The sequence below is a fragment of the Paenibacillus sp. 01T47 genome (assembly GCF_056398245.1).
The window spans coordinates 426,596-441,614 of the sequence record NZ_JBFTPA010000003.1 but is presented as its reverse complement, the minus strand read 5'-3'; the positions used below and the strand labels follow the sequence as shown (position 1 = coordinate 441,614).

The 15,019-nt window shown below is 45.3% G+C and carries 14 protein-coding genes and 1 tRNA gene; 4 read left to right on the top strand and 11 right to left on the bottom strand.

Annotated features, from left to right (window positions below; genetic code table 11):
• Window positions 1–607 precede the first annotated feature (607 nt).
• From ispG to AC1DOV_RS09300, 5 genes are all read right to left on the bottom strand, one after another.
• Window positions 608–1,717, bottom strand: a complete 1,110-nt coding sequence (gene ispG, locus AC1DOV_RS09320) for a flavodoxin-dependent (E)-4-hydroxy-3-methylbut-2-enyl-diphosphate synthase (RefSeq protein ID WP_054027210.1) — start codon at window positions 1,715–1,717, stop codon at window positions 608–610.
• Between the two features lie 205 nt (window positions 1,718–1,922).
• Complete coding sequence (clpX, locus tag AC1DOV_RS09315) at window positions 1,923–3,179, bottom strand: ATP-dependent protease ATP-binding subunit ClpX (protein ID WP_076271649.1); 1,257 nt, start codon at window positions 3,177–3,179, stop codon at window positions 1,923–1,925.
• A gap of 16 nt (window positions 3,180–3,195) precedes the next feature.
• Window positions 3,196–3,789, bottom strand: coding sequence for an ATP-dependent Clp endopeptidase proteolytic subunit ClpP (clpP, locus tag AC1DOV_RS09310; protein WP_053374767.1), 594 nt, complete (start codon window positions 3,787–3,789; stop codon window positions 3,196–3,198).
• 228 nt (window positions 3,790–4,017) lie between these two features.
• On the bottom strand, window positions 4,018–5,307 hold the full coding sequence (tig, locus tag AC1DOV_RS09305) for a trigger factor (RefSeq protein WP_477549768.1): 1,290 nt from the start codon (window positions 5,305–5,307) through the stop codon (window positions 4,018–4,020).
• An 88-nt stretch (window positions 5,308–5,395) separates the two neighbouring features.
• Window positions 5,396–6,301: a hypothetical protein gene (locus tag AC1DOV_RS09300; RefSeq protein ID WP_477549767.1), complete on the bottom strand. Its 906-nt coding sequence runs from the start codon at window positions 6,299–6,301 to the stop codon at window positions 5,396–5,398.
• A gap of 239 nt (window positions 6,302–6,540) precedes the next feature.
• Between AC1DOV_RS09300 and AC1DOV_RS09295 the strand changes: the two genes are divergently transcribed.
• A tRNA-Arg gene (locus AC1DOV_RS09295) sits at window positions 6,541–6,617 on the top strand.
• A 112-nt stretch (window positions 6,618–6,729) separates the two neighbouring features.
• Here AC1DOV_RS09295 and AC1DOV_RS09290 read toward each other — a convergent pair.
• A complete protein-coding gene (locus AC1DOV_RS09290) occupies window positions 6,730–7,194 on the bottom strand; it encodes an HPP family protein (RefSeq protein ID WP_441875715.1) in 465 nt (154 codons plus the stop codon).
• A 115-nt stretch (window positions 7,195–7,309) separates the two neighbouring features.
• Between AC1DOV_RS09290 and AC1DOV_RS09285 the strand changes: the two genes are divergently transcribed.
• Window positions 7,310–8,203 (top strand): LysR family transcriptional regulator, encoded by an 894-nt coding sequence (locus AC1DOV_RS09285; RefSeq protein WP_477549766.1) that lies wholly within the window; start codon window positions 7,310–7,312, stop codon window positions 8,201–8,203.
• A gap of 71 nt (window positions 8,204–8,274) precedes the next feature.
• On the opposite strand, the gene AC1DOV_RS09280 is transcribed toward AC1DOV_RS09285, so the two are convergent.
• A complete protein-coding gene (locus tag AC1DOV_RS09280) occupies window positions 8,275–8,883 on the bottom strand; it encodes a P-loop nucleotide/nucleoside kinase family protein (protein WP_477549765.1) in 609 nt (202 codons plus the stop codon).
• 222 nt (window positions 8,884–9,105) lie between these two features.
• Entirely contained in the window at window positions 9,106–9,438 is a 333-nt protein-coding gene (locus tag AC1DOV_RS09275) for a hypothetical protein (protein ID WP_477549764.1), read from the bottom strand.
• 141 nt (window positions 9,439–9,579) lie between these two features.
• Here AC1DOV_RS09275 and asnB point away from each other — a divergent pair, with 141 nt between their 5' ends.
• Window positions 9,580–11,424, top strand: a complete 1,845-nt coding sequence (asnB, locus tag AC1DOV_RS09270; RefSeq protein WP_477549763.1) for an asparagine synthase (glutamine-hydrolyzing) — start codon at window positions 9,580–9,582, stop codon at window positions 11,422–11,424.
• Between the two features lie 103 nt (window positions 11,425–11,527).
• Here asnB and rdgB read toward each other — a convergent pair whose 3' ends face one another.
• The 3 genes from rdgB to AC1DOV_RS09255 all read right to left on the bottom strand — a co-directional run bounded on the left by rdgB (window position 11,528) and on the right by AC1DOV_RS09255 (window position 14,268).
• Window positions 11,528–12,178: an RdgB/HAM1 family non-canonical purine NTP pyrophosphatase gene (rdgB, locus tag AC1DOV_RS09265; RefSeq protein ID WP_477549762.1), complete on the bottom strand. Its 651-nt coding sequence runs from the start codon at window positions 12,176–12,178 to the stop codon at window positions 11,528–11,530.
• Between the two features lie 7 nt (window positions 12,179–12,185).
• Window positions 12,186–12,923 (bottom strand): ribonuclease PH, encoded by a 738-nt coding sequence (gene rph / locus AC1DOV_RS09260; protein WP_441875701.1) that lies wholly within the window; start codon window positions 12,921–12,923, stop codon window positions 12,186–12,188.
• A gap of 292 nt (window positions 12,924–13,215) precedes the next feature.
• Window positions 13,216–14,268 (bottom strand): GerMN domain-containing protein, encoded by a 1,053-nt coding sequence (locus AC1DOV_RS09255; protein WP_477549761.1) that lies wholly within the window; start codon window positions 14,266–14,268, stop codon window positions 13,216–13,218.
• A gap of 131 nt (window positions 14,269–14,399) precedes the next feature.
• Between AC1DOV_RS09255 and AC1DOV_RS09250 the strand changes: the two genes are divergently transcribed.
• Window positions 14,400–14,939 (top strand): phosphatidylglycerophosphatase A family protein, encoded by a 540-nt coding sequence (locus AC1DOV_RS09250; protein ID WP_076271639.1) that lies wholly within the window; start codon window positions 14,400–14,402, stop codon window positions 14,937–14,939.
• Window positions 14,940–15,019: the final 80 nt, after the last annotated feature.

Below are 15,019 nucleotides of genomic sequence, written 5' to 3'. Positions count from 1 at the left end.
CTATTTTCATTCTTATATTTCAAGCGTAAACGGCTGAAGCCGATGAAATAGTGTAGGCTCATTTCGCGTAGAAATATAAGCTTTTATGAAAATGATCATCTATTTTCATTCTTATATTTCAAGCGTAAACGGCTGTAGCCATTTGAATAGTGACGATCATTTCCGCAGGAATATAATCCTTAAATGGAAATATTAATTAAATACCTTGCTTCATTTTCATACCTTTCTAGCTAATCATGTAACTACAAGAAGGCTTAAGAGAAGAACTTAGACCTGCTTCGTTGATTTCAATGTGCATAGCTATCCTTAATAAACATGCGTATAAAATAGTATTGCCTCTACGATGTGGTAATAACCGTTAATGCTGTTATTTTTCACAAGCAATTCTCTTTATTTTGAAACCTCGGCTTGGGAAAGGGGAAATTACTTTAGCGAAGCTCGTCACTTAGAGGAATATCCAATTATCACGAAAAGTATAAAATACAATATAAGCCTAACATCACATTCATCATAGGAAGCGTTAAAACACGACTTCCCCCCTTTTTATCAACAAAAAAAAGGCTTACTCACGTCTGCAAATGACGTAAATAAACCTTTTCATAAATGATTATGCAGGTGTATGATGCTTGCGGCCAGGTATTTCGCCCGTCGCTTCAAAAACGCGTACGATTTCGTCAATTTCCTTCTTTAGCTCAGACAGCAATTCAGCTTCTGGCACCTTGCGAATGAGCTCCCCATAACGGAAAAGCATGCCCTCGCCTCTAGCGCCAGCGATACCGATATCCGCTTCACGAGCCTCGCCTGGACCATTGACCGCACAACCAAGCACAGAAACCTTGATTGGCACTTTAATTTTTGAAATATAATCTTCTACCTCATTTGCAATCGAAAACAGATCGATATCTAGACGACCGCAAGTAGGGCAGGAAACGAGTGTTGCAGCATTTGTAATTAGACCAAAGGTTTTAAGAAGCTCACGAGCAACCTTGACTTCCTCTACCGTGTCAGCGCTAAGGCTGATACGCAGCGTGTTGCCAATGCCAAGCGCGAGCAAAGCACCAATACCAGCGGAGCTCTTAATCGTGCCTGTGTGCAGCGTTCCAGCTTCTGTAATGCCTAGGTGGAGCGGATACTTAATGACTTTTGCCGCCATCGAGTAAGCAGCAATGGCCATTGGAACATCCGATGCTTTAAGAGATACGATAATATCGTGGAAATCGAGCTCCTCCAAAATACCGATATGGAACAATGCGCTCTCTACCATTGCTTCCGGCGTCGGGTAACCGTACTTTTCTAGCAAATGGTTTTCTAATGAACCGGCGTTGACGCCAATCCGGATCGGGATGCCTTTTTCCTTACAAGCCTTAACAACCGCTTCGATGCGTTCGCGGCGACCGATGTTGCCCGGATTAATCCGCACTTTGTCGATGCCGTTCTCGATAGCTAGCAGTGCCAAGCGATAATCAAAATGAATATCCGCAACTAGCGGAATATGAATGCGTTTCTTGATTTCCTTAATCGCTTCCGCCGCTTCCTTGTTGTTGACAGTAACCCGGACAAGCTGGCAGCCAGCTTCTTCAAGTCCTAGTATTTCCGCAACAGTAGCTTCGACATCAGCAGTCTTCGTCGTACACATACTTTGAATAATCACTTCGTTACTGCCGCCAATCGTTAGATTGCCGACTTTAACCGGTACCGTATCTTGACGTAAGTACATAAGCTTATCTCTCCCATGAACGGCAAAGTCCACCCTTTGACTGGCGGTTTTAGAAACCGCGCGGCTGGGTGGAAACAATGACGGTAGTCAAGCGTAAACGGCTGCTCCCATTCCATTACAATGTAGCGGAAACAGCTCGTTTCGCGGTCATATATAAGTTAAGTTATAAGCCTAGACTTATAGCTTCTTATATTGGAGTGCTGGCTTACGCACTCTCTTCTTTCTTCTTGCTTTTCTTAGCGGTAAGCTCAGGCATGATTTTTTCTTGAACGGTTTGCTCAGTGATTAGGCATGTACTTAGATCATCGCGTGATGGTACCTCGTACATAACTTCCAGCATAATGCTTTCAATAATCGCACGCAAGCCACGAGCTCCGGTGTTGCGCTTAATTGCCTCTTTCGCAATAGCATCAAGTGCAGCCGGTTCGAAATCAAGCTTCACATTGTCCATTTCAAGCAGCTTCTGATATTGCTTTACAAGCGCGTTCTTCGGCTCGGATAAAATCCGAACGAGTGCAGGCTCATCAAGCGGCTCAAGCGTTGAAATGATAGGCAGACGGCCTACAAACTCCGGAATCAAACCGAATTTGAGCAGATCCTCTGGCAATACCATCGTGAGGTATTCACCAGCTTTAAGATCCTTCTGCAATTCGCCTGTAGAGCTAAAGCCGATAACTTTCTTACCGATACGACGTTTGATCAATGATTCGAGGCCATCGAATGCGCCGCCGCAAATGAACAAAATATTCGTTGTATCGATTTGAATGAATTCTTGATGCGGATGCTTGCGCCCACCTTGCGGAGGAACGGATGCAACTGTACCTTCCAATATTTTGAGCAATGCTTGCTGAACACCTTCACCAGAAACATCGCGCGTAATGGATGGGTTTTCCGATTTGCGAGCTACTTTATCGATCTCATCGATATAAATAATGCCGCGTTCCGCTTTTTCCACATCATAATCTGCAGCTTGAATGAGCTTAAGCAAAATGTTCTCAACGTCTTCGCCCACATAACCTGCTTCTGTTAGCGAAGTTGCATCTGCAATTGCAAATGGAACATTCAAAATTTTAGCCATCGTTTGAGCTAGCAGCGTTTTACCTGAGCCCGTAGGACCTAGCAGCAAAATGTTACTCTTTTGCAATTCTACGTCTTCGATTTTGCTTCCGGAATTAATCCGTTTGTAATGGTTATAAACCGCTACAGACAACGATTTTTTCGCAAACTCTTGACCGATGACATAAGAATCCAGAATAGCCCGGATATCTTTCGGTTTCGGAATATCCTTAAGATCAAGCTCTTCCTCATTGCCGAGTTCTTCCTCAACAATTTCGGTACAAAGCTCAATGCACTCATCGCATATATAGACGCCAGGACCGGCAACCAATTTACGTACTTGATCCTGCGATTTGCCGCAGAAAGAACATTTCAACTGGCCTTTTTCGTCGTTGAATTTAAACATGTAATCACCCCTTCGATTAAATCGTCGATACCGGTGCAGTAATCACCTTGTCAATCAAACCGTAGGCAAGAGCCTCTTCCGCGCTCATGAAGTTGTCACGGTCGGTATCTCGGTCGATTTTTTCATAAGGTTGTCCGGTGCGGTCTACGTAAATTTGGTTTAGCTTTTGTTTCGTTTTCAAAATCCAATCAGCATGGATTTTGATATCAGATGCTTGACCGCGTACGCCGCCAAGTGGTTGATGGATCATAACCTCAGCGTTAGGAAGCGCAAAACGCTTGCCCTTCGCGCCCGCTGTAAGAAGCAGCGAACCCATGCTTGCTGCCATGCCCATACAAATCGTGGACACCTCAGGCTTAATATATTGCATCGTATCAAAAATACCCATTCCCGCAGTCACGGAGCCGCCGGGAGAGTTAATGTATAGATGAATGTCTTTCTCTGGGTCGTCGGCCGCCAGAAACAGCAGCTGTGCAATGATGGAGTTTGCAACATCATCATCGATTGCGCTCCCAAGGAAAATGATACGGTCCTTCAGCAAACGGGAGTAAATATCGTAAGAACGTTCCCCGCGATTCGTTTGTTCGACTACGATCGGTACTAGATTCATGCGACCAACCTCTTTTCGTTTATGACTTTGGTTACTTACTTATTGTAACACGTCATCGTATTCATGTCATTTTTCCACTAATACATTATACGACGCCGGCCGTTCGATATGTACGGAGTTTAGCCTCCAAAACAAGCACATTTCCATATGTAGGGTCAAAATAAGGCACGTATCAACGACGTGCCTTATCCTGAGTGAAGCATTTATTCAATTATTCGTATGTGGCTTTTAAACAGCTTTGCTGTTTTCAAGCAAGAACTTAATTGTTTTGCGAAGTGCAATATCTTCCTGCAAGTTGCTAAGATTTCCGTTTTTCTCAAAAATGTCGCGAAGCTCAGCAGAAGGACGGTTGTATGATTTGGACAGCTTCTCAAGCTCTTCGTTCAAATCTTCGTCGTTTGCAACGATGTTTTCTGCTTTAGCAATGGCATCAAGCACAAGGTTGTTGCGAACGCGTTTCTCAGCATCTGCGCGCATTTGATCGCGAAGAACAGATTCGTTTTGACCGGAGAATTGGAAGTATAGGTCCATGTTCATGCCTTGCATTTTAAGACGGTTTTCGAAATCTTTGATCATGTAATCCGTTTCAGTCACGATCATTGGCTCTGGAATTTCAACATCTGCTGCTGCCGTAGCTTTGTCAACAACTGCTGTTTCGCGAGCTTGTTCGCCTTCTTGGTCTTTGCGCTCTTTAAGTTTGCTAACGAGATCCTGCTTGTACTCTTCAAGCGTATCGAACTCACTTACGTCTTTTGCAAACTCATCGTCTAGCGTTGGCAAGGTTTTGCGTTTGATTTCGTGAAGCTTCACTTTGAACACAGCTGGTTTGCCTGCAAGGTGCTCTGCATGGTAGCTCTCAGGGAAATTAACATCAATGTCCTTGAAATCTCCGATTTGCATGCCAACCACTTGCTCTTCGAAACCTGGAATAAAGGAATTCGAACCAAGCTCTAGTGAATAACGCTCGCTTGCTCCGCCTTCGAACGCTTCGCCGTCTACATAACCGTCGAAATCGATAACTGTGATGTCGCCGTTAGCCGCTGCGCCTTCTTCAACAACAGTAAGCTCAGCATGACGCTGTTGCAAACGCTCAAGTTCAGCTGCGATTTCCTCTTCTGTAACTTCAGAAACAACGGATTCAACTTCCAAGCCTTTGTATTCGCCAAGTGTAACTTCTGGCTTAACGATAACTTTTGCTTTGAATTTGAATGTTTCGCCTTTTGCGAATTGCTCAACTTCAATCTCAGGACGGTCAACCGGCTCAAGATTAGTTTCTTTGATTGCATCGGAATAAGCATCTGGCAACAGAATGTCAATTGCATCCTGGTACAGGCTCTCAATACCGAAACGGGATTCGAACATGCCGCGAGGCACTTTACCTTTACGGAATCCAGGTACGTTTACTTTTTGAACGACTTTCTTAAATGCTTGATCAAGAGCAACAGTGACTTTCTCCGCCCCTACCTCCACGTCGATCGACACGATGTTCTTGTCTATTTTTTCCCAAGTTGCTTTCATTTTATGCCTTCCCCTCCGAAAATGCTCATGCATCAGTAGTTATCACGTTTCATAAACCATTCTATTATAAACAAGCTAGCCCAGATTATCAAGACTCTGGCTCATCTTCTCCCGATTGCTGCAAAACGGCAACCTGTCTAAGCGCCTTGCATGCTTGCTCATAACGGAACCTTAAACCTTCGGTAATGCCGTATGTATCACGAATATCGTCATCGTTTGCCGAGCCGTAAACGGTAAGAAGCAGCGTCAAATGCAGCGCAGCTGCAAAATAATCAACTGTATCCTCGTCTTCTCTCAACATCCAATGATAAGCAGCCGTACCATACAAAAACTGTAAACTTTCCTTCCAAAGCTCTCTAGCAAAATGCGGCAATGTGGGATCATCGACCTCGGCAACCTGCTCTGTCCGCTCCATTATCCTAATAATTGGCGAAGGGAATTCATCCATAGAAAGAGGCGTCGCTTCCAAATCAAGCTCTACGGTTTCACCAAGTCTCTCCAGTGTCAGTAAACCGGCAGCACCTCGCTTGCGCAAGCATTGCAGTGCCTTAAACTGAACGACAGGGTGAACCTGCTGGGTTACCAGCCAATTTTTAATGGAATCATCCACTTCTGGAGTCTGAATATAAGCAGCGCGTTCAAGAGCAAGAATTTGCTGATCGATCATCGGATGTTTTTGCATGATGTAGAGCACTTGGTTCACATAAGCTTCATCTTGATCAGGAGGATTAAGAAGCTGCTCGCGCATAGTCGCCTCGTCCTCTTCCTTCTCTCGCTTGGCCGATAGGAATCCCGAATCTTCTCCATCATTTCCTTCTCCAGGAAAAGCCATGTCAAGCCACGTAAGTAAGCTGTCCCACTCTTCATAATGGCGAGCATCCTCGCCCTGGCATTGCAGCAAAAAGCGCAGCAACTCCTTGGCCTCCCCGTATTGTTCCGCTTCCAGCATACGGGTTAACTGTACCTGATAATGGTCCAGCATGCTAGGGAACAAGTAAACGTTATCCTTGTTGTCGCCTTGTGTGTCATTGGGAGTTGTAATGATAACACCGCCTTATGGTCGCGCCTTTTGTTCATTCGGACAATCTTGCGTACGATTATACCATGTACAATCAAAAGAAAAAACAAATGTAGTATTCCGACAACTCATAAATCTTATTTTATAATAAAAAGAATATAAATTCAAAAAAGTGCTTGCAATATTTTAATGATGTGTGCTATATTATTTCTTGTGTCCCGGTAGCTCAGCTGGATAGAGCAACGCCCTTCTAAGGCGTCGGTCGGGAGTTCGAATCTCTTCCGGGACGCCATATTATTATCCATTAACGCCGCCTATTCAGGTGGTTTTTTTATTATATACTGATCTATTTAAAAGAGGCTGATCCCGGTATTTACCAACTGGATCAGCCCTTTTTTTTATTTCTATGACTTCAAAGCAGCTGACTTGGTCGCCAATAATTTCCTATAACCATAAGCGGCAAGCGCGATCAGCACCGCTCCGAATAGGACCGGAGTAAACAGATAGGACCAGCCCGCATGGCTTAGCATAACAACAAGCGGATCAGCACCTGCGGGTGGATGAACTGTTCTTGTGAGCTGCATCAGAAGGATGGACAATCCAACAGATAGTGCAATGAACCATGTTGAATCTCCGAACAGATGCAGCATCACAAGACCTGCTCCAGTGCTGATCAAATGGCCTCCAACAACATTTCTGGCTTTGGCAAGCGGACTATCTGGCAAAACAAACACGATAACACAGCTGGCCCCAAATGGAGCCATCATCAGCGTAATCGACATTAAATCGCCCATGGTCAGCAGCAATGCGATAACAACGGTGCCAACAACCGCCGCCGCCAGCGGCTTCCAATTTTTATTTCTCAGCATTTCTCATTCCCCGTTTCTCTTATTATGACATCATGCTATCATAAGAGAAATCATTCGAGAATTGAATGTTTACAATGGAACCCATTTCAAATTCCGATACCTAAGGGGAGTTAACATGCTGGAGTCTTGGGAAGGTCGTTTTTTTGTTACATTTACTGCTGTGCTGGAGGAGAAAAGCTTCAGCGGTGCCGCTGATCGTCTCGGTTACGTTCAATCGACGGTAACCTCACATATTCGACATTTGGAAACAGCAAGCGGCAAAAAGCTCTTTCACCGTTTGCCGCGCGGCGTAGAGCCAACAGAAGCAGGCTTGCTGCTAGCTCCCTATGCATATCAATTTATCCAGCTTGGACATTCGCTTCAGGATGCGTTCTCGGAGCCTGGCATGCCGTCAGGTATCGTTCGAATCGGAGCTCTAGAGTCGTTTGCCATCTCTCATCTACCGCATTTTTTAACCGGCTTTCTCCAGAAATACACCAAGATCAAGCTGCATTTAACGCCTGGCCTGCAACATGATATTACCGCACATGTCATAAACCATCGCGTTGACCTCGGCATCGTACCCAAGGCTCCGGAACGTGACGACCTTCTATTTGCACCTTTAATAGAAGAGAAGCTCTTGCTGATCTGTGCTCCTGCGCTGGAAGAGCGCTTCGCGCAGCTCGGATGGCAAGCGTTGCACGACAACGCCTTCATTAGCTTCGGGGATCAGTGTATCTACCACACTTATGGACGCGATATGCTGAGAGAAGTTGATGTTGAGCTTGCTGATCATTTGTCTTTCTCCAGTGTTGAGCTCATTAAGCAGACGGTTGCTTGCGGAATGGGCATCTCATTCGTACCAGAATCAAATGTAGCTAATGAGGTAGCCGCAGGTACGCTGCTGTCATTGCCCTTGAACCAAGAGCTCCTATTGACGCATGGCATTATTACACATAAAGCACGTGAGCCTAAAGCTGCAGCACAAGCCTTTATCCAGCAATTGAAATCATTTTTGAAAACCGTTTAATCACAAAACCACAAATAAAAAGGCGGCTTCATAGGGAAATTCCCCAAATGAAGCCGCCTTTTCTTATTATATTAAACGGATAATGTTGTCTGCTTTTCATTAACAAATTGGAATAATTGCTCGGCTTTCTCTTCCGTTAGCTCTCCGCTATTATCAAACACGAGGATGGAGGAGTTAGGAATAACCCAGTTGATTTGCGGAACAAATGCTATCCGTTTCTCAAAGTCGCCCCAGTTGTCCAGTTTCCACTGATCGCGCTCTGTTTGACGCCCGATGATCCGATTTTTTTGCAGCTCCATATCCAGCAGCGTGACAACAACCACCTTAACGTCTACCTCGTTCATCGTGAGGCCTGCTGCTTCAACTACCTCTTCGATCCACTGTTTGTTTTTCAGTTCTGCCGTAAAAGGTGAAATCATAAATACGTTTTGACCAGCAGCCAAATTTTCGATACATACGTCCTTCGCCGTATCATATTCCAAATCACGCAAATGCTTTTTGTAATAATTAGAATCCCGATCTCTTTTATCAAGGCCCTTTAACTCCAATATAGCCTCAACAAAACGACCGCCTATCGTATCCCGGTCAAGAAAAGCAGCTGGAATGCGAGCAGACAACTTTCTAGCTACCGTTGTTTTGCCCGTCCCCGCTACTCCGACAAAAAAAACTAACTTTTGCAAAACGAAAACCCTCCACTATTTTTTGTAGAAGTATATCATTTTTTGCAGCAATATAATAGAAATGATTACGTAAAAGCAGCGATATGATTTGGAAAAAACACTCTTATTCATTTTTATAGTATCAATCGTTTTATATTTATTTTATTGTTTTATAAAAAAACAGGATGTTGCCTCTGCTATTCAGCTTCTGCAACACCCTGTTTATGCTTATTTATCCGCTTATTAAAAAAACTGCATCGATTCGATATGCTGCTTCGTCGTGTCCGTTCCTAACTCATACAATTGCCTGTAAATACGCTCAATCAACTGATCGTAACCAGCATTGATTTCGCCATCGCTTGCTGAGCCAAACGGACTGTACGAGAAATGAAACATCTCCATTTCATCCATGCTAGACAGCTCATCAAACAGCTCTCTAAGCTTCGTATACTCATTTTCGTTCATTATAATCTCAAGCTCATACGCAGCTGCCTGCGGATCCTCTAATATTTGTCCCGCCTGAACAGAAACGAAATAATGCTTGCGTTCTTCACTGCCTGCTTCTTGCTCTGCCATCAATCGCACACTCCTTCCTGCATTTATTACTTTTCTCAGCCACTTCTAGCATCCCCCGTCGGACAGACATTTTATCCCTTATTCTGCATATAACTGATATTATCGCTACTTTGAGACCAGCAAAAGAGAGGAATGAGATCAATGTGTGGAATTACCGGCTGGATCGACTGGAACCGTGATCTGACTAAGCAAAGTGAAAGCTTAGAGAAGATGACAGACACCCTTGCACCGCGCGGTCCCGACGCTTCCGGTACGTGGATATCAGCTCATTGCGCTTTAGGCCATCGACGTTTATCCGTCATTGATCCGGAGAACGGGGCACAGCCAATGATTCGACATACCGGCGACGACAAATATGTCGTTGTCTATAACGGGGAATTGTATAATGCACCAGAACTTCGCAAGGAGCTTGAAAGCAGGGGCAGAATCTTTACGACAAATTGTGATACAGAAGTGCTGCTGGTCGCTTTTATGGAATGGGGCAAGTCTTGCGTAGAGCGTTTTAACGGAATATTTGCTTTTGCCATATGGAACGTATTAGAGCAAGAACTATTTCTGGCACGTGATCGGCTTGGCGTCAAACCGCTGTTCTATAGCACACAGGACGGTTTGTTTATTTTTGGCTCCGAACAAAAATGTATATTGGCACACCCTGCCGTGAAGCCGGAGGTTGGAGCGGAAGGGCTTGCTGAGATTTTTATTATAGGACCAGCACGCACTCCAGGCCATGGTGTATATAAGCAAATCAATGAGCTTAGACCTGGCAAGTGTATGACCGTCAATCACACGGGCGTGAAGACGATTACGTACTGGCAGCTTGAGAGCAGCCCTCATGGGCAAAATATAGAAGAAACAGCTGAACAAGTAGGAGCGCTGCTAAAAGATACCGTTGAGCGGCAGCTCGTTTCAGACGTTCCTGTATGTACCCTGCTGTCTGGCGGGCTTGACTCCAGTGCGCTAACTACACTCGCTGTCAATTATTACAATGAGAACGGGCAAGGGAATGTCCACACGTACTCTGTTGATTATGCGGACAACGATAAACATTTTAAGGCACATGCCTTCCAGCCTAATAGTGATGCGCCATGGATCGAGAGAATGACGACGCATCTGGGCACAATTCATCATCCTATACAGTTTGATACACCTGATTTGGTCGGCGCATTAAAAGCAGCCACCTTTGCTCGCGATCTTCCGGGCATGGCCGATGTGGATGCTTCGTTGCTGCTCTTTTGCCATGAAATAAAAAAAGATGCTACCGTAGCGATATCAGGCGAAGCTGCCGATGAAATTTTTGGCGGCTATCCTTGGTTTCATCGCGAAGAGGCTTTAAATGCCAATACCTTCCCTTGGTCGCTTGCTTCAGTTATGCGTGCTGATCTGCTCGCACCTGACGTTGCCGCATGGATTAAACCGCTTGACTACATTGGTGATCGTTATTCCCAAGCGATAGCAGAGGTTCCTCATCTAGATGGCGAATCTGAGCAGCTGCGGAAGATGCGTCAAATGTCGTATTTGAACATCACCCGCTTCATGCCAACGCTTCTAGACCGCAAGGATCGAATGAGCATGGCAGCGGGCCTTGAGGTCCGTGTCCCTTTCTGTGATCATCGGTTAGTTGAATATGTTTGGAATATCCCATGGGAGATCAAAACATCCGGCGATCGCGAAAAAGGAATATTGCGCAAGGCGCTGCGCGGTGTATTGCCTGAGGACGTATTGACTCGTAAAAAAAGCCCCTATCCTAAAACGCATAATCCGAACTATTTGGCCGCAGTCAAAGGGCTTTTGTTAGATGTACTGAACGATTCCAGCTCTCCGCTCCTTCCATTAATTAATGTGGAAAAGGTTAGAGCGCTAACCGAGTCGGAATCCGCAAGCTCGAATACCCCTTGGTTTGGTCAATTGATGTCTGGTCCGCAGCTATTCGCTTATCTATATCAGGTCAATTTATGGTTAAAGGAATATAAGGTCGTCATATCATAAGCTGACAAGGATAATGTTTTTGTTCTCATCACAAAAAAAGCAACCCCATCCGCTAAAAGCCGCTGCATTCAGCTGCTCTTGGATAGGGTTGCTTTTTCATTTATTATGCTTGCTCAAGCAAGGGAAGGAGCTTTCTTAATGCATCACCGCGATGGCTGATCTGCTGCTTCTCTTCCTTAGACAGCTCGGCCATCCCGCGATTCAAGCTAGGAAGCCAAAACAGCGGATCATAACCGAAGCCTCCATTGCCGTGAGGATTATCCGTGATAACGCCATCCACTGTACCCTCCGATTCCAGAAACAAACCGGTCACAGGATCATACAGCGCTAACGCGCATACGAACTGCGCTTTGCTCAGTATTTTGGACCCGTCTTGCAATTCTTCTCGTTCTGCATGATCAGCTAGTTGATGAAGCTCCTGAATGAGCTTGGCATTGTTTTCACCGTCAGTCGCATTCTCACCTGCATAACGAGCGGAATAGACGCCTGGATCACCATTCAGCGCTGCAACGCGCAAGCCTGAATCATCAGCCAGCACAGGAACGCCAAGAATGTCTCCCGTCGTCTTAGCTTTGATGCGAGCATTGGCGGCAAACGTATCGCCATCTTCCACGATATCCGGAATTTGCGGATAATCCAGCAAGCTTTCTACCGATTTATCAAGCTTCTGAAGCGCATGCGCGAATTCCTTCACCTTACCTGCATTTTTTGTAGCTACAACAATAACAGCATGATTTAATATGGAATTTTTCATCAGAATACTAACCTCCGATTCGCGCCGCCAAAGGACCGAGAACATCCTTTTGCTTGCTGATCAACTCGAGAATACCCTCTTCTCCAAGTTGCAGCAATTGGTTAAGCTCATCGCGCGAAAATGGGGCTTCCTCGCCAGTTCCTTGCACCTCAACAAATTTGCCACTGCCCGTCATAACAACGTTCATATCAACCTTAGCTTTGGAATCTTCCTCGTAGTTTAGATCAAGCAGCGCTCTCTCTTGGATGACGCCTACACTTACCGACGCCAAAAAATCTGTAATCGGATATTTTGCAAATTGAACCTTCTCGGAAATTTTGTTAATTGCAATGGAAAGCGCGATAAACGCACCCGTAATAGATGTCGTGCGAGTACCGCCATCGGCTTGAATGACATCACAATCAAGCGTAATAGTCCGCTCACCTAGTGCTTGCAAATCAATGACCGAACGCAATGCACGACCAATGAGGCGCTGAATTTCCATCGTCCGTCCTGTCAGCTTCCCCTTAGCCGCTTCACGAATATTGCGTGTATGTGTTGCGCGAGGCAGCATTGCATATTCAGCTGTAATCCAGCCTTTGCCTTGCCCTTTCATAAATGGAGGTACTCTATCCTCCACGCTCGCTGTACAAATGACCTTCGTCTCTCCAACCTCGATGAGAACCGATCCTTCTGCGTATTTATTGACACCTGTCGTTATGGTTACCGGCCGAAGCTGGTTCGGTTGCCGACCATCGTTTCTCATTCTAATTTCCTCCTGAGTGCTAGCGTTTTTCGATTAGAAAACAAAAGTATCCCATCCTGCAATCTTTCCTATTTTAACAAAGTAACCTGTGAATTGCATCCGCTGCCCGTGAAAAAGAAAAGTGAAGCGGTCATGAATGTACAAATTCAGCTGATCAGTGGAAGTTTTTTGCATGCTTGCTTCTGCTTAAAATAAACCGTTCAGACCTAATACATGCTAATAAATGCACAAAAGAGGCTTTTCAAAAGCGTTCACTTTTGATCGGCCTCTTTGTACATTCCGGAGTTATCTCTTATGACTTAATAGCATTGACGTGATGCGGTCTGCCTACAGGCTCGCTATAGGAGTTGTTCGCTTCGTCCGTAAAGTTAGATTCTCCATTTACTTTAATTTGAACCGTTGCTGCTTTCGTATTTTCAGTGATTGAAAGAACGAGTGCCTGAAGCATTTCTGACGGAAGCTTCTGACCTTGCTGATACCCTTCATCCTGCAAATCTACAGTGACAACATCACCTTCCTGTACAACATCCTTCACTTGTACATCCGGAATGATTACACTGGTCAACTCTTTTTTGTTAAGCGGACCCGAAATGAGCTGTTCCAGCGCTGCTTTCGTCGGAGTCTCCGAGCGAGCAACTAGTCTAGTAACGGGCACATAATATTGTTCATCGTTTAATGTTTGGGCGGAGAAGTACAGCGTTACAGGCGTTGATTGCGCATAGTTCACACCGTCTGCCGCTTCGATATTAATGCCCACTGAACGTGTCAGCGTATTGTCAAGCGGGAAGCCGTCTTGTGGCATTTCTGGCAGCTTAGCGCCTTCATACCAAATCTCTACGCCTTCAATTCCCGGCATAGCAGTCAGAGTCCATGTGATCGCTTCAACGATGGTACGTTCGTCCTGTGGATTGTAGTCGCTGAACGGCTCAGAAAATTCTACTTTAGCAAGCTTTTGCTCTTTATCGTATTTATACGATTTAATTTGAGTGCCTTGCGGTATAACTGCGCGGAAATCCTCAGGCAGCTGATTCGCGTACGCGCCATTCTCGACCATCATTTCCAGTGCCTTTTGTGCGGCTTGCTCTTTCGCTCCGAGTGAGGTCTGAAGTGAGATTGGAGCCAAATAACCGTTACGATCTTCAAGGTATACTGTCATTTGCGCTTCTTCACCAACTCCGATTGCCTGTCCAGTTTCTGCACCTTCTACTCCATCCTTAACCTCAACCTGCGGCGGATCGATTGATTGGCTTGTCTGCTTGGAAAACAGACCACAACCCGAAGTAAGAATGGGCAGCACGAGAACCCCCGAAAGTACAGCACCCCTAATCCATCTTTTTTGAATCATATTGACCTTTCCTCCCTAATCAAGTTTTGCCTAGCGGCTTTGTACAACTCCTTATTTGTAGTACTATGTATACGAGCCCTTCCCTTTTTTAGACCAGTTTTGTCCATAAAATCCTAAGGGGGAACAAAAACATGTCCAATCCCGAAACTTATAGCCTCAACAGCCGCAAAGTGGCTGAGGCTACAGACGAATGGCTCCTCAAACGCGGAGTAACAAAGCTGGCTATCGCCGAGCTCGTACATTTTTTGCAAAAAGACTATTTCCCTGGCTTAACGCCTGAGGATTGTATCGTCCATATTGATGCCGTCCTATCGAAGCGCGAGGTGCAAAATGCCGTTTTGACCGGCATCCAGCTTGATATCCTCGCCGAGGAAGGCAAGCTTATGGCTCCACTGCAGGATATGATCAAGCATGACGAGAGTCTTTATGGATGCGATGAAATTTTGGCATTGTCCATTGTCAATGTGTATGGAAGCATCGGGTTTACGAATTTCGGATATGTCGATAAGCTGAAGCCAGGCATTTTGGTCAAGCTGAACGACAAAACCGATGGAGAAATCCATACATTTTTGGACGATATCGTTGGGGCTATCGCTGCATCTGCAGCAAGTCGGATGGCTCATCGCAGACAAGCAGAGCGCGAAGGTGTGACACAGCCTCCGCTTGACTAAATTGAATTTACGAAGCGTAGTTTTACATCGCGAACTTGATGCGATGGATGCGAAGCGTAGTTTTACATCGCGAGCTTGAT